The sequence below is a fragment of the Treponema primitia ZAS-1 genome, assembly GCF_000297095.1.
Taxonomy (GTDB): domain Bacteria; phylum Spirochaetota; class Spirochaetia; order Treponematales; family Breznakiellaceae; genus Termitinema; species Termitinema primitia_A.
The window spans coordinates 1-18,459 of the sequence record NZ_AEEA01000007.1 but is presented as its reverse complement, the minus strand read 5'-3'; the positions used below and the strand labels follow the sequence as shown (position 1 = coordinate 18,459).

The following is an 18,459-nucleotide window of genomic DNA, read 5'->3' as shown; positions in this document are numbered from 1 at the left end:
CTAAGGACAGATAAAGCGAACCTTCGGTATACCGGGGTTCGGAAATTCACGAAAAGAAAATACGTTTTACGGATTTTCTAATTCTTCCAGTTTACTTAAAATCGTCTGTTTGTCAAGGACAGGCCGGAGGGTAAAGGCGTCCGGGTCGGCGTTTTCTCCGGAAACCCGGATTTCCCAGTGAAGATGAGGGCCGGTGGCAAGGCCGGTAGACCCCGATTCTCCCAAAAGCTCCCCGGAACCGGCCATATCCCCTTCGGTAACCTGAATACTATCCATATGATAATAGATGGAATAAACCCCCGGCAGGTGCTCGAGTATGACCGAATTACCCGTGGAGATTCGGAACCGGGCCAGAACCACCCGGCCATCGGCACAGGCGAAGACCGGAGTGCCTGTGGGAACCCCATAGTCAACTCCGGCGTGGATAGCGGTGTCGGTTTTCCCGGTTACATAGCGGTAAACCCGACGGTCCCCGTAGAAGCTGGTCCTGCGGGTGGAAGTAACCGGCGGGGCAAAGGGGCCGGCGGTAAAGATCTCCGTCCCCGTAGAATTAATAATGCCCCAGAGCTGCTCGGATTCCGCCGTTTTTTTGGGGTCCGGTACGGTACGGATATCGGTATTCTGCTGGTTCAGCTCAATTTCCTCGGCGGCAAATTCCCGATCCGCGATATGAAAGGGAATTTCCCCCAGGGTCACCCCATCCCTTTCTATCCGTATAAGGGCTTCCCCCGGCAGCGCAGTGGAGGGAACCGCTATCGTTGCTGCCAGCACTCCGACCGCTTCTTCACCCAGGCTGAAAGCCGCCGCCTTGGCGAGCCGTTCTCCCCGGCTGTTAAGCAACAACGCCCGGAATTCCCGGGCTGCCCCATTCCCGCCCGCCATAAAGGCCACGGTAAACGGTTCCCCGGGCCGGATCTCATCGGGAATAAGGACTATGGGTATTGCCGGAGCGGCTTCTGGGGGCGCCTCGACCGGCGTTACCACAGGCTCTGTCTCCGCAGATTCTGCCACCACGGGCATTTCTTCCGTCTGCTCCGTTGTGGAAACCTCTTCCTGGGTGGCTTCTTTTTTAGCCGTGGAACAGTCGGCAAGGAGGAACAATAAAATGAAAATGGACAGTTTGCGTTTAAGCCCGGCTATGGCTTTCATTATGTACATTTAATCATGGGAAAGGCAAATAGGGAAGTGAATCACTAAAGCAAAATTCAGCGCTGATACATCTAGTAGGTAATAACCCCCCACTAAGGAAGGCAGTGATGAAAAAGAACGATTTCCCTATTGACAATGTAGATAAAATAATCTACATTGTATTATGTAGCATATATTCTGGGAGAAGTTTATGACTTTCACCTGGGATACATGGAAAAACCGGAAGAATATCAGAAAACATGGGGTAAGCTTTCAAGAAGCGGCTCTTGTTTTTGAGGATAGGTGTTTATGGGATCGGTACGATCCTTCCCATAGCGTCAATGAAGAGTGGTACATCGTTGTTGGTAGTGCCCGGGGCCGTATCCTGTATGTGGTTTTCACCGAACCGGATCAGGTATTCTCGGATACAATTAGAATCATATCGGCTAGAAGGGCCAATAAGCGGGAAAAGGAGGACTATTATGGCAATGGTGCGGTATACCCAGGAAACCCTTCCTGAACCTACCGAGAAAGACTGGGCGCGGGTAGATAGTATTAAGGATGAGGATATTGATTTTTCGGATATTCCTGAAACAAAGGATCTTTCCACTTTCCACCCCTGGTCGGAATGGAAGGACAGGCATCTATATAAGCCGGTCAAGGCAAAGGTAAACTGTACCCTGGACGCGGATGTGGTTGCATGGCTTAAAAAGGACGGCAAGGGTTACCAGACCCGGATGAACGCCATCCTCCGTAATGCTATGCTCAGCAGCTTGGCCGCTTGCAATAAAGTTTCCCGCGCAGACTCTAGCTCCGTTTCAAATCCGTAACAATAAGCTGGGGCGTCTCGGTTCCGTTGAACCAATTCCGGTTCAGGGTAAACACTAAATCTACCGTATCGTTTTTGTCAAAGTCCCGTTTGATCTTATCCACTGCCTGCCAGTATACAGCCGGCCATTTTACCTTCCCCGTATCCAGGGTGAGTTTGACATGCTTGGCCTCCGGTTTCCCCATGAGGCTGATATCCGTAACCTTGAGACCCCGGGCCAGGAAGCTAAGGGGGCTATTCTCCTCACCGTAGGGTTCAAAGCGATCCACCAGCTCAAAAAGGTCGGTGGTAAGAAACTGGGGGGTTCTGGGGGCGGTGAATTCCGCGTCCACCGTTACCGTTTCTTCATCGGTCTCTTCCCCCAGCTCGATGTTTTCGGTGATGTATTTAAGCCGCTCCAGGAAAGGCTCCCAGTTGGCCCGGACCATACTGAACCCCGCAGCAAAGTTGTGGCCCCCCCAGTCGAGGAACAAATCGGCGCAGCCCTCCAGGAGGGGGCGAAGTTCGTAGCCCCGGGCGGAACGGAGGGAACCCGTGGCGGTTTCTTCTGCAAATGAAACCACCAGGGCCGGTACCTTGAACCGGTTCACCAGACGGTTCGCCATGATCCCCGTGACCCCCCGGTATATACCTTCGGCGGCGGCGAGGACGAATTTTCCCCCGTAGGCTTCCACGCTTTCCTGGGCTAAGGGCTCCACCACGGTCCAGTTATCGCTGCCCAGCTTTTTCCGGTCCTCGTTCAGGGCGATTATTTCGGCGGCCAGGGTTTCCCGTTCCTTAGGGTCCACCGCCAACAGTAATGCTGCGGCTTTGTCGGGGCAGCCCATGCGGCCCGCGGCGTTGATGGCGGGGCAGAGCTGCCAGGACAGCTCGGTGGTTCCGAAACGCCGGCCCGCCAGACCCAATTTAAAGAGCAGGTCCGAAAGTCCGCTCCGGGGCTTTTCTATAAGAGATGCCAGACCCCGCCGGACAATGATGCGGTTTTCGTCCCGCAGGGGCATGAGATCCGCCACGGTTCCCAGGGCGGCAAGCTGGAGGTCTGTGCTGTCCTCGGGGGTAAAGTGCCCCTCTTTTTTTTGGATAAAGGAGGTGAAAAGATTGATAAATATATCCAGTTCCCCCGGGGATTTATCCGCATATTTGGCGATCCGGGAAATTTCCTTGAGCCGGAGCAGGCTCTTTCCCGCGGCCTGGGGAATCTGCTTCCCTATTTCCGGAGCTATATCCAGCATATAAATCTCAAAGCCCGCGCCGAATATCTTAACCAGGGTTTTCTTTTGCAGGGGCGCATCCCAGACCAGGATCTGCTGGCCCTCCAGGAAGGCGGGGATCCGGGTTTCGCCTATGCCCACCATGCCGGGAACCACGGTTTCCGTAAGCCGGTCCATCACCGCAAGGTTCCCAATCTTAACGATTTCAATGATATAGGAATCGTTGGAAGGCTGGGTGTTGAGCAGACAGATAGGCTGGTTGTAAAGCTCGCTCTTCAGGGCAAAACGCAGGGCGCTCACCAGCTTATAGGCCACCCCGCAGCCCGCCAGATCCCGGAAGGGATAGGTCGAATTTTTCAGTTTGGGATTAACGATACTGTAGGCTCTAGGAAGTTCATCCTGGGGGTTGTGGTGGTCGGTGATGATCACATCGACCCCCAGTTCCGCCGCCCGGTCGACTTCGGCGAGGTTGGAGATACCGCAGTCCACGGTGATGATCAGGGTCCCGCTGTCGGCGGCAAATTCCTCAACCGCCTTCATGGAAAGGCCGTAGGGTTCGTCCCCCATGGGAAGCCGCCAGCGGACATCCATACCCTGGGCGCTCAGAAAGCCCGTAAGCATGGCGGTGCTGGTGATGCCGTCCACATCCCGGTCGCCGAAAACCAGGATACGTTCACCCTCTTCCTTGGCCCCTAGGATCCGCTCCACCGCAGCATCTATGCCGGGCAGCTCAAAGGGGTTCCGGAGATGCCGGGGATCGTCCTCGAGAAAATACCGTATGTCCTCGCCGCTGGTAAGCCCCCTCCGTACCAGGATGGATGCGGTGAGCAGATCACAGCTGTATTTGGCTGCCGTCTCGGTTACCAGTTCCGAGGGTATGTCTTTTTTATCCCAAATCATTATCGTTAACCCTTGTCTAAGATTGAATTTCCTTCAATATTAATTGCCCGGCCGGCGGCTTCTGGTTGGAGTATTCAACCGCTTCCCGCAGTTGGGGCAGGGCGGCGGCGAGTCCCGCTTCGTCCTTGGCCCACACGGTCATGATCAGATCCCCCGCTGCTACGGGGCTGCCCCCTTTCCGGTGGAACTGTATCCCCGCAGTGGGGCTTACCGCATCCTCGGTACGGTTTCTGCCGACCCCCAGGTCTACCCCGGCATGGCCCACTTTCCAGGCGTCTATCCGGGAAAGGAAACCGGATTTTTCCGCCCGTATTTCCGCGCTGACCGGAGAGCGGTACGTACCGCGCAGGTCCAGGAACTTTTTGACATCCCCCCCCTGGCTGGCGATATTGGCCAGGAACAAGTCCCGGGGTTTGCCGCTTGCCAGGGCATCTTCGCAGAGCCGCCGTCCTTCCGCCGCATCCTTCGCCTTGCCGCCGAGTACCACCATGCGGGCGGCCAGTTCCAGGGTTACTTCCATTAAGTCTACCGCCCCGTTCCCTTCCAGGCAGTCCAGGCTTTCCTCCACTTCCAGAAAGTTACCCATCATATTCCCCAGGGGCTCGTTCATATCCGTAAGGAGGGCAATAATCCGTTTCCCCATGGCGGTTCCGGTGTCCACCAGGGACCGGGCGAGCTTCTCTCCATCGGCGGCATCCTTCATAAAGGCGCCGGAACCGAATTTTACGTCAAAGACCAGGGCATCCGCCCCTTCCGCCACCTTTTTGGAGAGTATGCTGGCAGTGATCAGGGGGATAGACTCCACGGTACCCGTTACATCCCGGAGCGCGTAGAGGAGCCTGTCCGCAGGAACAATATCCTTGGTCTGGCCGGTCATGGCGAAGCCATCCTTAGCCAGGATACGCCGGAATTCGGCAATATCCAGGCTGGTACGGTAGCCCGGAATGGCGTCCAGCTTATCCAGGGTGCCTCCGGTATGCCCCAGAGCCCGTCCGGACATCATGGGGTCCTTGATACCCAGGGCCGCCACAATGGGCGCCAGGATCAGGCTGGTCTTGTCCCCCACACCGCCGGTGGAATGTTTATCCACAAAGGGCCCGCTTATACCGGAAAGGTCCATGGTGGTTCCTGACTTAAGCATAAGCTCCGTCAGGGCTGCGGTCTCCGCCGGGCTCATCCCCCGGAAAAAAACCGCCATGGCCCAGGCGGACACCTGGTAGTCGGGGATCTCCCCGGCCACATAACCGCCGATAAGAAAGCCGATCTCTTCCCGGGAAAGTTCCTTCCCGGCCCGCTTATTCATGATGATATCTACCGCACGCATTTTACTTTACCCCTTCACTAAAAATCCCAGGTTCTCAGCCTTTTCCCCAGAACATCCTCCAGGATATTGGTAACAAATGCCCTGGCCTGACGGGCCGAAGTCCCGTCCAGGGTGTAACGGGCCATTTGGGCAGGGTCCAGATCCTTGACCGCTGCAAGCCAGTGCCGGGCGCCCGGGCCCAGGAAGATCGGACCCTCTACTGTATCCCAGGGTATCTCATTTTCCTGGGGTTCACAAGCATTGGTCCCGGTTTCATCCAGATTGGGCTGTATACCCAGAATTTCCGCCCATTTCCAGAGAAAATGGATAAAAATTCGGGCGCAGCAGGGTTCATCAGCGGTTTCCAGGGCGCCGAAGGATGCATCCGCCAACTTGAAAGCCTCTTCCCAGGATCCGCCTCCCCCATAACCCGCTAGAACGGTTTCCGCAATGGCGGCTGCGGCGGCGGAACGTTCGTAGTTTTCCCGTATGCCCGGTTTCCAGGATAGGACATCAAAATCGGTAATTTTCCGGGAATCCCGCACCGGATCCAGATAAATCCAAAGCGTTCCCCGGTGGTAGGGTTCCACGTGGGCCCGGAGCTTGCTCTTTGGACCCCCGAAAACCGTAGCCCGGAGTATCCCCTCCTCGGCGGTGAGTATCCAGGCTTCCCGGTTGGACTCCCCGGAAGACCGTACCCGGAGGATAAGGGCTGAATAGGTAAAAAGCCGCATTATACAGCATCATACCACAGATATTTCATTTTTTTTCACTAGGAATTGTTTTAATTTTCAGATATATTACAATTGTTCTTAGGAGAATATTTATGAAAAAAACGTATTTATTAATGGCATCCCTGATTGTGGTTTCCCTTTTGGGCGCCTGTAAATCGGGACCGACTGCGGAAGAGGAACAGCAAGGGGAAGTTAATCTTTCCTTCGATACTGTTTACAGCAAATATGAGTCAAGGCTCATCCTTGACGGTACCACAGACTATGTGGTTAAAAACGGCGATATGCTGACCAGAATTGCCAGGCAGTTCTACGGTACCGAGAGGAAATTTGGCGTTTCAAACGCTTATTTTTTCCCTCTTATTATGCTGGCTTCCAATGATGTGGTCCAGGACCCCGATTTAATTGAACCCGGTATGCACCTGTCCATTCCGGATTTGCAGCGGAATCTGGATAATCCCGATGCCCGGCAGGCGATGAAGGAATTCTTCCGGGATATAGCCGGTGTTTATGCGCAAAAAACCAGGGATGAAACCCGGGTTGACCGCAGGACCCTGGCCGAAGAAACCCAGCATAGTCTTCTGGAACTTTCAGAAGCGTTATAGTGTAATTTTTTAAAGGGGCGATAGTAATGGAGAAGAGGCACTACTTTTTTACGTCAGAATCGGTTGGCGAAGGTCATCCCGACAAACTCTGCGATCAGATTTCTGATGCAATCCTTGACGCGTGTTACACAAAGGATCCCCAAAGCCGGGTTGCCTGCGAAACCTTCGCGTCAACTTCCCTGGTGCTGGTCGGCGGTGAGATAACTACCGAAGCCTTTGTGGATTTCCAAGAAGTAGTCCGTAAAGTCGCCGAGGATATCGGCTATACCGATCCCGCGTATGGGCTGGATTGCCATTCCATGGCGGTGTTGGACATGATCCATAGCCAGTCTCCGGACATCAGCCAGGGGGTTTCCGGCGTTGGCCTTGAAGAATACAAGGGCCAGCAGGGAGCGGGTGACCAGGGGATGATGTTCGGTTTCGCCTGTAACGAGACCGAGGAACTGATGCCCCTGCCCATCACCCTGGCCCACAAGATTCTGCTCCGCGCAACGGAACTGCGAAAAAACAAGACCATTAAATGGCTGCGGCCGGATGCGAAAAGCCAGGTGACCGTGGAATACGAAGGACATAAACCGATCCGCATTGACGCGGTGGTGGTTTCCCATCAGCATGACGATGGAATTTCCTACAAGGATATCAAGGGTGCGGTAATTGGCGACATTATCAAGCCGATACTGGAACCCACGGGGCTCCTGGACGGGAATACCAAATACTATATCAACCCAACCGGCCGCTTTGTAGTGGGCGGTCCCTTCGGTGATACGGGCCTGACCGGCCGGAAGATCATCGTGGATACCTACGGCGGCATGGGCCGTCACGGGGGCGGCGCCTTCTCCGGCAAGGATCCCACCAAGGTGGACCGTTCCGCAGCCTACGTGGCCCGTTATGTGGCCAAGAACATTGTGGCCGCCAAGCTTGCCGAGCGCTGCGAAGTGGAGCTTGCCTACGCTATTGGCGTACCTTTCCCGGTCTCAGTCATGGTGGACACCTTCGGTACCGCCACGGTTCCGGAAGCCAAAATTGAGGAAGCGGTAAAAACAGTCTTCGATCTTACCCCTGCGGGCATCATCAAGACCCTGGACCTCCGCCGCCCCATCTACCGGAAAACCGCCAGCTACGGCCACTTTGGTCGCTCGGAATTCCCCTGGGAAAAAACCAACAAAGCCGAGGAATTGAAAAAAGCTATTAAATAGGGAATAACCACGGACCACACAAGAACCTGCTTGCGCAGGGGAGCCAACGGACTGATTAAGGAACGATATTACATTATCGTCTTTGTCCGTGAGGTTCGTGGTTGTTCCTGATTTGGAATTCCTGCCCTCTTCGCGGTTCCTCTTCCTTCTTCATGGTATTTGGTGATAGTATAAGTTATATGCCTAAAATCCCTGTCCTGCCTTTTGCCCTAGCGGTACTCCTCGTTTTTTGCAGCGCGCCTCTTTTCGGCCGGGATGTGGTGGTTACCGTCAGTGATGCGGATTTGGGAATCCCCCTTGAGGGCGCCGTGATTCGTTCCTGGGATGGCAGGGAATATGTCTGTGATGAGGATGGCAGGGCAGAGGTGACCGTCCCCGATGATCAGCAGGTGGTGATTCGCATTGCCTATCCGGGTTATGAAAACGGCAGGCTGCTGATTCCGGTGGGTGGGAATGAATTTTTCAGCGCCCTACGTTTGGGCGGGATAATGGAAAACCACGAACTGGTGATTGAAGCATCAAGTCCCGAGGTGAGCGAAGCCAGGAGCGGGCGCAGTATTGCTATTTCCGGGGAAACCCTGAGCCGTACAGCGGAAATTGGGTTTATAGAAGATGTGATGACTTCGATAAAACTCCTGCCTGGGGTGGGGTATTCGGGCATGTTTGATGCCCAGCCCTCAATCAGAGGGGGATCCCCCGGGGACCTCATGGCAGCCCTGGACGGGTTCTACATCGACGATCCCTATCACTGGGGAGGCGCGTACTCCATCTTTGTTCCCCAAATGGTGGAAAGCGCCACGCTTTCCCACGGCGTTTTTTCGAGCCGCTATGGGCATACCATCTCCGGTCTCCTGGAAGTAGTTACCCGCAAACCTTCCCCAACGGAAACCCAGTTTGACCTGGGGGTCTCCACCAGTGAGACCAACCTGGGACTGTCATTTCCCCTTGTGGGAAAAGGCGGTGTGGCAGCCATGGGGAAGGTAACCTACTGGGATCCCTTTGTCTGGGGGGCGCAGCAGCTCTCCAAGGGGGTTCCGGAACTTGAAATGATCAACAGCGTTACCACCGCGCCCTATATCCGGGATTTTTCTATTACCGGGAATTACCGGTTTTCAACGGATCTGGAATTGACTGCCACGGGTTTTTTTGGCAGTGATGGTGTGGGGGCGGATTACCACAACGAATATGAACGGGATGGCGACAAGCGGAATGTGGATCTGATCTTCGACTGGATGAACTACCGGCTCTTTGGGATTACCGGTATTACCTGGAGTCCCCACCGCGATATGGTGTTCCGGGCAAGCGCCGGCGCCGGCCTGTATGAAACCGATATGATTGCGGACGTCACCATGGAACTGCCCCGCGAACCCGGTTACACGCCGCCTCTTCCTATTCCGTCCGAGGACGGGGTCATGGAAGAAAATGAGGAAGGGCCTGTTTTCTGGGATTATCTTGGGTCGATGAACCTTAACGGGGGAATGACCAACAAAACCATAACCTATCAGGGACGCGCCGATTTTGACTGGGGGCTCCGGGAGGGGTTTATCTTTGCTGCGGGAGCACAAGAATTGTATTCCCAGTGGATTGAAGTTGAAAACTTCCGGCGGGTATTTGATCCGATTGCTCCCCTGCCGCCCAAAAGTGGTTTAGATTTTGAACCGTATGACATGTCCCTGGATGTAAAAAACCATGGACTCTCTTCATCGGTCTATTCACTGCTGGAATACCTGGGCCCCGGGCAAAAGTTCGGCGCTGAGTTAGGATTGCGGGTGGATCACTTTTATTTTATCGGCAGGAATTTTACCATTCAGACCATTCCGGTTTTAAACCCCCGGCTTAATCTTGATTTTGGTATCCTTAAAAACAGGGGTAGTATTGATGCGCTCACCCTTACTGTCGGAACCGGACTTTTTTCTTCCATGAATGACGTCATCAGCTCCATAGATGTAAGTAATAACATTGATGATTTTGAGTTGAAACCAAATCGTTCATGGACATCCATCGTTGGGACTAAAATTGATTTTACTGAAAAGTTCAGTTTTAATATTGAAGCCTATTATAAATACATTTTTGACCGGGCATATACGGTAAGCACCACCCACGAAGACGATCCCGATAATCCTACTAAGGTGGATACCAAAATCGACTACTGGTTTAACGGCTTAGGGAGGGTGATCGGTTTTGATTTTATCCTGCAAAGGCTGGAATCCCGCTACTGGGACGGCTGGCTGTCCTATTCCTTTACCTGGGCCCAGTACCAGAATCCGGACACCATCCCGGACGCAGATGATATACCGGATGATGTGAACCCCGAGCGGTATCCCAAGACGGGTAACGACTGGTTCTATCCTTCTTTTCACCGGTACCATAACATCAACCTTGTGTTGAGCTTCAAACCCTCGCGATCCTTTAACGTAGGAACGCGTTTCGGCTTTGCCAGCGGTACGCCTAAGGGTGAAAAAAACGACAAGCGTACCGGCTTCTCCTGGCCGGTGGACGTGAAGTTTTCCTTCTTCCGGTTTAATCCCAAAGGGAAGGTAAACACCGAAATGTACCTTGGTATCGAAAACCTGCAGGCCCTGGTGTACGATGCGATTTGGATAGCCCGGGTCAACGGTTACACCGGCGAAGAAGATCCGAGTGAGTACACTCCGGTCTACGATTTGCCCATACCGATGATATCCTTCGGCTTTAAGTGGAGATATTAGGGGGAGGAGCCTGATGCGTCCTGTGGATCACTTTTTTTCAAAACTAGCTTCCCTGGAAGATTCCCTTCGCGGACCATCCGCCGTCCTGGAAAGCCGGGACCGAAGCAGGCTGGAGCAGGATTTTTCCCAGCTTGTCGGCCCGGTGCTTGGCAAAATCGCAGCCGTAGATCTGTGTAACCGAACGGTGGACCGTGTTGTCCTGCCATTGGCTTTGCGGAAACTTGGGGATATGGCAGCCTTTTTCCTGGGGGAATATGACGGGGAAACCATGCATTTGGATAGGGATGATTGGCAGGAAATACGGGCAACCCTGGAGGATGTTTCGGGGGAAATGGATATTAATACCCTGACAAGCCTGATGGGGGAATTATTGTCCCGGGGCATACTGGGATAGCAAATTTGGAAAAAAAGACATCAAGGAAGAAAATCCTCCCCTGACGTCTTTATTCTAGGTTTTAATAGCGGAGAACCGATCTATATGAAATCTAAGGATGTCGATAACTCAGAAGTTAGTATAAACCTGTTTACCAGTTGTTGTTGCCGTATCCGCCGCCGCTGCCACCGCGATCTCTGCGGGGCTTGTCCATGGCTTCGTTGACCCGGAGTTGGCGGCCGTCAAATTCACGGCCATTGGTACCGGCGATGGCGGCGCTCGCCTCTTCGTCAGTACCCATTTCAATAAATCCAAATCCTTTAGAATTGCCAGTTTCACGATCAAAGATGATCTTAGAAGACGCAACACTTCCAAATTCAGAGAACAGATTCCGAAGACCATCCTCGGTGGTGTTGTAAGAGAGATTTCCGACATACAGTTTCTTAGCCATTGAGAAAATTCCTTCACCCGGATTTAATGTGTCCAGGCAAACACATATTCACGCCCTATTATACAAGGGCGACTCCGATTCTCCTTTCGGAAGAACATGGGATGCAAAAATTTTTTACAGGGATTTGAAAAAGTACAGATGGGAGAAGAAAACTTGATAACCGATTCATAACCGGTAGGCTGTTACAAAAACAACCACAATGCAAAACACTCAAAAAATAATTCCTGTCTTTCTAAAATTATCCTAGTTTTTGGCAATCGTCAAGATAAAATTGGATTTTTTGTATTTTTTTACGAAAATTGTACCCTTTTTTGGAGTATTCAGGAAAAAAGAACCTTTATAGCAGACTTTAAGTCCCCAATGGCACGTAATCCCGTTATTTCTGTTTCAGTCTCCGAGGGGAACTGGGCGGGAAGGGCCGGTACCGGACCCAGGAAGTTTTCAAATCCCAGATTTCCGGCGGCCTTAATCCGCGCTGCCAACCGCCGTATGGGACGCAGTTCTCCCGCCAAGGATAGTTCCCCCGCAATGGCGGTGAGGGCCGGCAGGGTCAGACCGGTTCTGGCGGAATAGATGGCCATGGCTAAGGCGAGTTCCACCCCTACTTCGGCTATCCGTATGCCCCCGGCCACGTTTATGTACAGGTCGTGGTCTGAAAGCCGCAGATTCAGGTGCTTTTCAAGGGTAGCGGCTACCCGGGAAACCCGGGCCGAATCGATGCGGTCTGAGAAAACCCGGCTCATGGAACCTTTGGCGGGTACCGCTAAGGCCTGGATTTCTACCAAAAGGGGCCGGGACCCTTCCAGAACTGCTGCGATGGCCGTCCCCGGAGGAAGCCCCCCTTCCCGTTGTACCAGGAAGAGTAACGAGGGATCGGCCACCGCCTCCAGTCCCCGTTCCCCCATGGTAAATATCCCGATCTCGTCCACCGAACCAAAGCGGTTTTTCGCAGCCCTGAGGAAACGGCTGTCCCCGTCATTGGCCGCCGATACGGCCCCCTCAAAGTACAGCACCGTATCTACCATATGTTCCAGGGTCTTTGGCCCGGAAATGACGCCCTCCTTGGTTACATGGGCGGTGAGAAACAGGGCAGCATCGTGCTCCTTAACCCAGGAGATGAGCTCCCAGGAACAATACTTCATCTGATTAACGGTGCCTGGCACCAATCCGGCCTGGTCGGTATGCAGGGTCTGGGCAGAGTCCGCCATGATGATCACCGGTTTTACCGCTTCCAGGATGGTCTCGATTTCCTCAAGCCGCCCAGTACAGCAGATCTCGATGCCCTCGCAGCGCAAACCCAGGCGATCCGCCCGCATCCGTACCTGCCCGGCGGATTCTTCCCCGGAAACATAGAGGATGCGGCCCTTTGTTTCCACCGCCGCTGCGGCCTGGAGCAGCAGGGTGGACTTCCCGATACCCGGTTCGCCACCCACCAGTATGGCGGATCGCTTCATAATACCGCCCCCCAGGACTCGATCCAGTTCGCCGATGCCACTACTGATGCGGGTCCCCTCCTGGGGGTCCACCGATGACAAAGGAAAGGACTGAGGGGGAGGGTTGTTACGCCCGCTGGACCGGCCGGTACTTCCGGAGCGGCCTGCGCTTATCGGCGTTTCAATAAGGGTATTCCATTCACCGCACTCGGGACAGCGGCCCAGCCATTTAGGCTCTTCGTGACCGCAGCCGGTACACTTAAAAATAAAATCCCGCTGTCGTTTCATTTTGGAACGCTTAAACCATTTGTAACGCTTAAAACATAGGCGCTGATAACTATAGGGTCCGAACTGAGGGTGCTTACCTTAATGTAGTAGGTTCCGGGGTTGAGCTCCAGCCAGAGCCGGGCATTCAATGCGATATCCCCCTCCCGGACATCTCCGGTCCAGTCATCATTCGCATCAATAAGTTCATCGTTGGCGTTGTATAATTCCAGGTAGGTGTCCAGTGTATTGTCCGCTGCCTTAGCATAAATATCGTAGATTCCCCGCTGGGTAATCCGCAGCCGTACCCAATCTTCGTCTGAGGCATCGGTAAAATTTCGTTCCTGGGAGGCGCCCACGCTTATGTCCTTGGCAAGCTCCTTGGTGTCGTCATTTTCAAAGCGGTCCGGTTTGGCCGGCTCATAGAGGAGCGCTTGTAGGGTGTATTTTCCCAGCTGCCCATCATAGGCGCTTACCCTGATAAACACCGTCCCCGGACTTACCCTGGCGGAAGCGCGGGCATTGGAATTTTCACCGGAGTCATCATCCTCGGCTAGGAGATTGTCGGCGGCGTCATAAATAGTGATGAGGGTATCAATAATACCTTCAGTGTAGACCACCAGGGTTCCGGAACTGGGAACCGTATAGCGGTACCAGTCCACATCATCCGGATCAAGAAAGTATGCCGTACGGGGGCTTCCGGGACTAAAGGGCGTTGCCTGGGAAGGGACATCGTTCGGTTCCCCACTATCCCTGATAGGCTCCATGGATACCCGGAAGCGGTAGGGGCCAATTTCCGACTCATCGTACCCTTCCACACAAATTGTATAACCCACACCGGATTGGACGGGATATGCAAGAAGGGCGTTAATATCGTCCCCATTGTCATCGTTCTGGGCTATAATCTCGTTCCTCCTATACAGGGTGATAATGGTATCCGTGTCCCCGCTGGTTTCTGCAATAAGGAGGCCGTCTGAGGCAGGCCGTATACTAAACCAATCCCCGTCACCCGCGTGGAGGGCCCGGGACACCCAGGTTCCCAGTTGAATCGGAACCGGCTTTGCCTCGCTGTCCGGTTCGTAGGAATCGCCGGCATAATTCTGTGCATAAAGGTTAAAGCTTAGGCTTAGGCAACAAAATACCAGGAAATAGTGCAGAAAACAACGCATGATAGCCCCTTTTTTGTCATAGTATTTAGTTACCGGAGGAGACGCTTAGGGTGTAAGCATTGGTTTCCAGGGGATCCTTATCAACGGTACTTACTTTGATATAGTAGGTTCCGGGGCTCAGATCAACCTTGAGGAGCGCATTCCAAAAGCCGCCGCTATCATCATCCTTGGCTATTAAATTGCTATCCGTGTCAAATAGTTCAATATAGGTATCCAGGTAATCATCCCCCGCCTTGGCAAAAATCTCGTAGCTCCCCCCTTGGGTAATCCGCAGCCGCACCCAGTCTACATCCCCGGCATCGGAAAAATTCCGCGACTGGGATGCACCGGGCTGGATTTCTTTGGCTCCGGCGAGGCTGTTATCGTTTTCATAGGGGTCGGGTTTGATCGGAGCCCTGAATTGGGTTTTTAGGTAATACCTGCCGGTGGCCCCCTGGTATGCGCTCACCCTAAAATATACCGGTCCGGCGCTGAGTACGTCCGCTGCAATTTTTGCGTTGCCCTGATAGCCTGAGTCATCGTCCCGGCCAATCAGCTCTTCCCACTTATCGTATACCTCAAGGAGGGTATCCAGGGTTCCTTCGGTGTTGACCATAATACGGCCTGCACTTGGAGCGGATGCGGTATACCAGTGAATGTCGTCGTCATTGAAAAAATACGCCGTGATGGTTTCCCCCAGGTTAATAAACTCAGCCTCTTCCAGGGTATTGTTCACCTTGGCCTTTGCTTTAGGCATAGGTTCCAGGGTAACCCGGAACCGGTAGAACCCTATGGCGTTTTCCGTTGCTTCGGCCAGGCGCACCCCCGAGGCCTTTATAAGGTAGCTAAGTCCGGAATCGACAAAATACTCAATTTTGGCGTTGTGGTTATTGCCCACATCGTCATTTTCCCGGAGCAGGCTGCGGTCCAGGTAGAGTTCCAGAACCGTATCGGTATCGCCGTCGGTTTCCGCAACCAGGAGCCCCGCCGTTCCGGGGGTAAAGGCGAACCAGTCACTATCATTTACATGGAGAGTCCGGGAAATCCATTCACCCTGTTTGGCCTTTACCGGGGAATGCCTGGTGTCCAGTTCATAGGAATCGGGACGGATCTCCTGCTTACCATCCCGGTCATACATACTATCATCATCAGGGGTCGAGACACAGGCGGTAAGGACACAAAATATAAGAGTCGTTACCAGCAGGGCCGCCTTTTTCAACATGGTCTTCTCCTATGACTACTAGAATAACGATACCAAGTTCCGGGGTATAGTCTGTACTATAATATCGGCCAGTCCAGCCCCGGTATTGACGGCTAAGGAGATAAAAGTAAGGTGCTTTAGCGCCCGGCGCATTACTTGACCAGCAGGCGGTTTAGGCGTTTTACAAAGTCCGCCGGGTCCTTGATTTTGATACCCTCCACCAACAAGGCCTGATCCAGGAGGACCCCGGCAACATCGGCGATTCGGTTTTCATCCTCCACATCCCGGAGGCCCACCACGATGGGATGATCGCCGTTTACTTCCAGAATGGGCTTTATGTCGGGCATTTCGGTCTGGCCCATGGCCTTGAGCATCTGGGCCATCTGCATGGTGGGATCGTTCTCGTCCGCCACAATGCAGGAGGGAGAGTCGTGGAGCCGCCGGGAAAGTTTTACGTCCTTTACCCGGTCTCCCAGGGCCTTCTTGAGCTTCTCGAGGATAGGCTTGCTTTCTTTTTCCGCGGCCTTATCCTTCTTTTCCCCAAGCTCCTCGTCCGCTCCGGCCCGGTTCACCGCCTTAAGTTCAAACTCCTGTGATTCCCCTTCCACCGCACCCGGCCTCTTGTAGCGCCCCACCGAAGGGATGATGATATCGTCGATCTCATCGTCCATGATGAGGACCTCAATTCCCTTGGCGGTGTACGCTTCCAGCAGGGGAGAGGCCTTGAGGGTTTTCTCATCACCCCCGGTTATGTAGTAAATGTGTTTTTGATCCGATTTCATCCGGGAAACATAGTCCGCCAGGCTGACCCAGCCGTCTGTGGTAGTGCTCTTAAACCGGACCAGTTCAAGGATCGCTTCCCGGTTGGCAAAGTCCTGGTAGAGTCCTTCCTTGAGGGGCCGGTTGTACTGGGCAATAAAGGTTTCCCATTTTTCCTTGGCCGCTTCCGAGGAAGCGGAGTTATCCGAAAGGGTTTTGAATTCCCCCAGCAGTTTTTTTACCGATCCGTTTTTGATATTGAGGAGCACCTTATTCTGCTGAAGTATTTCCCGGCTCACGTTCAGGGGCAGGTCCTCCGAATCAATGACCCCCCGGACAAAACGCAGCCAAGTGGGCATGAGCTCCTTGTCATCGTCGGTGATGAAAACCCGTTTTACGTAGAGTTTGACCCCGGGTTTGTAGTCCGCGTTGTACATATCGAAGGGGGCCTTCTTGGAAACATAGAACAGGGTTGAGTATTCCAGGGTCCCCTCAGCTTTGGTGTGGACATAGAAGAGGGGCTCCTCCGTATCGTGTCCCAACTGCTTGTAGAACTCGTTGTAGTCCTCGTCCTTCAACTCCGATTTAGACCGCCGCCAAATAGCGGTACCGGAATTGATCCGGTCGGTCTTTGTCTTGGAGCCCTTCTCCTTGCCCTTGTCGTCATACTCCTTCTCGTCGTAGGTGAGGAAGATGGGGAAGGCCACATGGTTGGAGTAACGCTTGATAATATCCTCGATGGACCAGCGGTTGGCGTACTCGGTCCCTTCCTCGGTAAGGTAGAGGATCACCGTTGAGCCCTGGGTATCCCGCTGGGCGCTTTCGATGTCATACCCGTCTTTCCCGTCGCTGGTCCACTTCCAGGCCGCCTCTTCCCCGGCCTTGCGGCTAATCACCTCGATCTTGTCCGCCACCATGAAAGCGGAGTAGAAGCCCACCCCGAACTGGCCGATGAGGTTGGAGTCCTTTTTGGCATCCGCCGCCAGCTTATCCAGGAAGCTCCGGGTTCCCGACCGGGCTATGGTTCCCAGGGAATCCGTCAGATCCGCTTCGTTCATGCCGATACCGTTATCCGCAATAGTGATGGTCGATGCCCCCGCCTTTTCATCTTTATGGAAGCTAATGTCGATCCGAGGGTCAAAACTGATAGATTTATAGGCGTCGTCCGCCACGGTGAGGTACTTGAGCTTGTCCAGGGCGTCGGAAGCGTTGGACACAAGCTCCCGGAGGAATATTTCCCGGTTAGAGTAAAGGGAATGGATGATAAGGTGCAGAAGCCTGCTTACTTCGGTCTGAAATTGGTGCTGGGCCATGGGAGAGACTCCTTTATGTGATATTTAGTTGTAAATGATACTATAAAATACTAAGATAGGACCGGTTAAGGCAAGTGGAATATGGAATCTTGACAAAATAAGAAGTGTACTATACATTTGTTAAGAAGGAGGGATTTTTGTGGTTGAACTTGCAGAAATGAAAGAGACGGAGCCGTGCTATACCTATGCGGATATGCTCCAATGGGACGAGAGTTACCGGGCGGAAATCATTGACGGAGCCCTCTATGTGGCGGACCCTCCGGCGACATATCATCAGGGGATCTCCATCGAATTAGCGTATCAGCTAAAGGGTTTTCTGAAAGGGACTCAAAGCGTCTCAGGGATGACTCCTAAAGTTTTTGCCGGCCCCTTTGGGGTCAGGCTTTTCCCCAAAGATGATCTGAGCGATGACACGGTGGTAGAGCCGGATATTACCGTAATTTGCGACCTTTCCAAACTGGATAAACGGGGCTGTAACGGCGCACCGGATCTGATAATCGAAATCCTGTCCCCCACCAACACCCAGCATGATCTGGTGTATAAGTTTAACAAATACCTCAAAGCGGGGGTGAGGGAATACTGGACCGTGGATCCCGAGTCCCGGAGCATACAGGTCCATATTCTGGATCAGACCAATAAGCAGGGGCCCCGGTACATCACCAGCCTCTACGATTTGGAAGGGCCAGGAACCGTGCCGGTATCGGTATTGCCGGGCTGCATTATCGATATTAAGGCTGTGTTTGCAGAATAGGGCCCTACTTCTCGCTTAAATTAAACACCCCGTCCCAGTCCGCTGCAGGCGGTTTTTGCCGGAAGGCCCGCGCCCGTTCCAGAAACAATTGGGCCGGTCCGTCACTGGGGTCCAGGTTTAATACCCCCTCAAAGGCCGCTTCTGCGGCAGTCCAT

Annotated in this window: 16 protein-coding genes; 7 read left to right on the top strand and 9 right to left on the bottom strand. The window is 53.5% G+C overall.

Annotation, left to right across the window (positions count from 1 at the left end):
• Positions 1–66: 66 nt before the first annotated feature.
• Positions 67–1,149 carry a M23 family metallopeptidase gene (locus TPRIMZ1_RS0100410; RefSeq protein ID WP_010253080.1) on the bottom strand — a complete coding sequence of 361 codons (1,083 nt, stop codon included), beginning with the start codon at positions 1,147–1,149 and terminating at the stop codon, positions 67–69.
• Between the two features lie 190 nt (positions 1,150–1,339).
• Between TPRIMZ1_RS0100410 and TPRIMZ1_RS18080 the strand changes: the two genes are divergently transcribed.
• Positions 1,340–1,648 (top strand): BrnT family toxin, encoded by a 309-nt coding sequence (locus TPRIMZ1_RS18080; protein ID WP_010253079.1) that lies wholly within the window; start codon positions 1,340–1,342, stop codon positions 1,646–1,648.
• On the top strand, positions 1,611–1,958 hold the full coding sequence (locus TPRIMZ1_RS18075) for a BrnA antitoxin family protein (RefSeq protein ID WP_010253077.1): 348 nt from the start codon (positions 1,611–1,613) through the stop codon (positions 1,956–1,958). The genes TPRIMZ1_RS18080 and TPRIMZ1_RS18075 overlap by 38 nt, the downstream gene beginning before the upstream one ends.
• Here TPRIMZ1_RS18075 and recJ read toward each other — a convergent pair.
• Genes recJ through recO form a run of 3 tightly spaced genes read right to left on the bottom strand, consistent with a single transcriptional unit; the run spans position 1,936 to position 6,105 of the window.
• A complete protein-coding gene (gene recJ, locus TPRIMZ1_RS0100395; protein WP_010253075.1) occupies positions 1,936–4,068 on the bottom strand; it encodes a single-stranded-DNA-specific exonuclease RecJ in 2,133 nt (710 codons plus the stop codon). The two genes, TPRIMZ1_RS18075 and recJ, sit on opposite strands and share 23 nt — an antisense overlap.
• Positions 4,069–4,084: 16 nt before the next feature.
• Complete coding sequence (locus tag TPRIMZ1_RS0100390; protein ID WP_010253073.1) at positions 4,085–5,392, bottom strand: thymidine phosphorylase; 1,308 nt, start codon at positions 5,390–5,392, stop codon at positions 4,085–4,087.
• 17 nt (positions 5,393–5,409) lie between these two features.
• Positions 5,410–6,105, bottom strand: coding sequence for a DNA repair protein RecO (gene recO / locus TPRIMZ1_RS0100385; protein WP_010253070.1), 696 nt, complete (start codon positions 6,103–6,105; stop codon positions 5,410–5,412).
• A 92-nt stretch (positions 6,106–6,197) separates the two neighbouring features.
• Between recO and TPRIMZ1_RS0100380 the strand changes: the two genes are divergently transcribed.
• The 4 genes from TPRIMZ1_RS0100380 (at position 6,198) to TPRIMZ1_RS0100365 (ending at position 11,005) form a co-directional block, all read left to right on the top strand.
• Positions 6,198–6,707, top strand: coding sequence for a LysM peptidoglycan-binding domain-containing protein (locus TPRIMZ1_RS0100380; RefSeq protein ID WP_010253067.1), 510 nt, complete (start codon positions 6,198–6,200; stop codon positions 6,705–6,707).
• 26 nt (positions 6,708–6,733) lie between these two features.
• Positions 6,734–7,903 (top strand): methionine adenosyltransferase, encoded by a 1,170-nt coding sequence (gene metK, locus TPRIMZ1_RS0100375; protein ID WP_010253064.1) that lies wholly within the window; start codon positions 6,734–6,736, stop codon positions 7,901–7,903.
• 179 nt (positions 7,904–8,082) lie between these two features.
• Positions 8,083–10,611 (top strand): TonB-dependent receptor plug domain-containing protein, encoded by a 2,529-nt coding sequence (locus TPRIMZ1_RS0100370; RefSeq protein WP_100216982.1) that lies wholly within the window; start codon positions 8,083–8,085, stop codon positions 10,609–10,611.
• Positions 10,612–10,624: 13 nt separating this feature from the next.
• Positions 10,625–11,005 carry a hypothetical protein gene (locus tag TPRIMZ1_RS0100365; RefSeq protein WP_010253058.1) on the top strand — a complete coding sequence of 127 codons (381 nt, stop codon included), beginning with the start codon at positions 10,625–10,627 and terminating at the stop codon, positions 11,003–11,005.
• A gap of 130 nt (positions 11,006–11,135) precedes the next feature.
• Here the strand turns inward: TPRIMZ1_RS0100365 and TPRIMZ1_RS0100360 are convergent, their stop codons facing one another.
• From TPRIMZ1_RS0100360 to htpG, 5 genes are all read right to left on the bottom strand, one after another.
• A complete protein-coding gene (locus tag TPRIMZ1_RS0100360; protein ID WP_010253056.1) occupies positions 11,136–11,435 on the bottom strand; it encodes an RNA recognition motif domain-containing protein in 300 nt (99 codons plus the stop codon).
• 320 nt (positions 11,436–11,755) lie between these two features.
• Complete coding sequence (gene radA / locus TPRIMZ1_RS0100355) at positions 11,756–13,156, bottom strand: DNA repair protein RadA (protein WP_010253054.1); 1,401 nt, start codon at positions 13,154–13,156, stop codon at positions 11,756–11,758.
• The gene (locus tag TPRIMZ1_RS0100350) at positions 13,153–14,301 is read right to left on the bottom strand and encodes a pre-peptidase C-terminal domain-containing protein (RefSeq protein ID WP_010253051.1); all 1,149 of its coding nucleotides are present in this window, start codon (positions 14,299–14,301) and stop codon (positions 13,153–13,155) included. The genes radA and TPRIMZ1_RS0100350 overlap by 4 nt, the downstream gene beginning before the upstream one ends.
• A gap of 25 nt (positions 14,302–14,326) precedes the next feature.
• On the bottom strand, positions 14,327–15,502 hold the full coding sequence (locus tag TPRIMZ1_RS0100345) for a DVUA0089 family protein (protein ID WP_010253047.1): 1,176 nt from the start codon (positions 15,500–15,502) through the stop codon (positions 14,327–14,329).
• 131 nt (positions 15,503–15,633) lie between these two features.
• On the bottom strand, positions 15,634–17,553 hold the full coding sequence (htpG, locus tag TPRIMZ1_RS0100340) for a molecular chaperone HtpG (protein WP_010253044.1): 1,920 nt from the start codon (positions 17,551–17,553) through the stop codon (positions 15,634–15,636).
• 139 nt (positions 17,554–17,692) lie between these two features.
• On the opposite strand from htpG, the gene TPRIMZ1_RS0100335 reads away from it, so the two are divergent.
• Positions 17,693–18,304 (top strand): Uma2 family endonuclease, encoded by a 612-nt coding sequence (locus TPRIMZ1_RS0100335; protein WP_010253041.1) that lies wholly within the window; start codon positions 17,693–17,695, stop codon positions 18,302–18,304.
• The last annotated feature ends 155 nt before the right edge of the window (positions 18,305–18,459 follow it).

Excerpts from the sequence above, each read along its gene's own strand:
- TPRIMZ1_RS0100345 (WP_010253047.1), bottom strand. The coding sequence starts at position 15,502 with ATGTTGAAAAAGGCGGCCCTGCTGGTAACGACTCTTATATTTTGTGTC.
- radA (WP_010253054.1), bottom strand. The coding sequence starts at position 13,156 with ATGAAACGACAGCGGGATTTTATTTTTAAGTGTACCGGCTGCGGTCAC.
- recO (WP_010253070.1), bottom strand. The coding sequence starts at position 6,105 with ATGCGGCTTTTTACCTATTCAGCCCTTATCCTCCGGGTACGGTCTTCC.
- TPRIMZ1_RS0100370 (WP_100216982.1), top strand. The coding sequence starts at position 8,083 with ATGCCTAAAATCCCTGTCCTGCCTTTTGCCCTAGCGGTACTCCTCGTT.
- TPRIMZ1_RS0100350 (WP_010253051.1), bottom strand. The coding sequence starts at position 14,301 with ATGCGTTGTTTTCTGCACTATTTCCTGGTATTTTGTTGCCTAAGCCTA.
- TPRIMZ1_RS0100360 (WP_010253056.1), bottom strand. The coding sequence starts at position 11,435 with ATGGCTAAGAAACTGTATGTCGGAAATCTCTCTTACAACACCACCGAG.
- TPRIMZ1_RS0100410 (WP_010253080.1), bottom strand. The coding sequence starts at position 1,149 with ATGAAAGCCATAGCCGGGCTTAAACGCAAACTGTCCATTTTCATTTTA.
- TPRIMZ1_RS0100390 (WP_010253073.1), bottom strand. The coding sequence starts at position 5,392 with ATGCGTGCGGTAGATATCATCATGAATAAGCGGGCCGGGAAGGAACTT.
- TPRIMZ1_RS0100380 (WP_010253067.1), top strand. The coding sequence starts at position 6,198 with ATGAAAAAAACGTATTTATTAATGGCATCCCTGATTGTGGTTTCCCTT.
- recJ (WP_010253075.1), bottom strand. The coding sequence starts at position 4,068 with ATGATTTGGGATAAAAAAGACATACCCTCGGAACTGGTAACCGAGACG.
- TPRIMZ1_RS18080 (WP_010253079.1), top strand. The coding sequence starts at position 1,340 with ATGACTTTCACCTGGGATACATGGAAAAACCGGAAGAATATCAGAAAA.
- TPRIMZ1_RS0100365 (WP_010253058.1), top strand. The coding sequence starts at position 10,625 with ATGCGTCCTGTGGATCACTTTTTTTCAAAACTAGCTTCCCTGGAAGAT.
- TPRIMZ1_RS18075 (WP_010253077.1), top strand. The coding sequence starts at position 1,611 with ATGGCAATGGTGCGGTATACCCAGGAAACCCTTCCTGAACCTACCGAG.
- metK (WP_010253064.1), top strand. The coding sequence starts at position 6,734 with ATGGAGAAGAGGCACTACTTTTTTACGTCAGAATCGGTTGGCGAAGGT.
- htpG (WP_010253044.1), bottom strand. The coding sequence starts at position 17,553 with ATGGCCCAGCACCAATTTCAGACCGAAGTAAGCAGGCTTCTGCACCTT.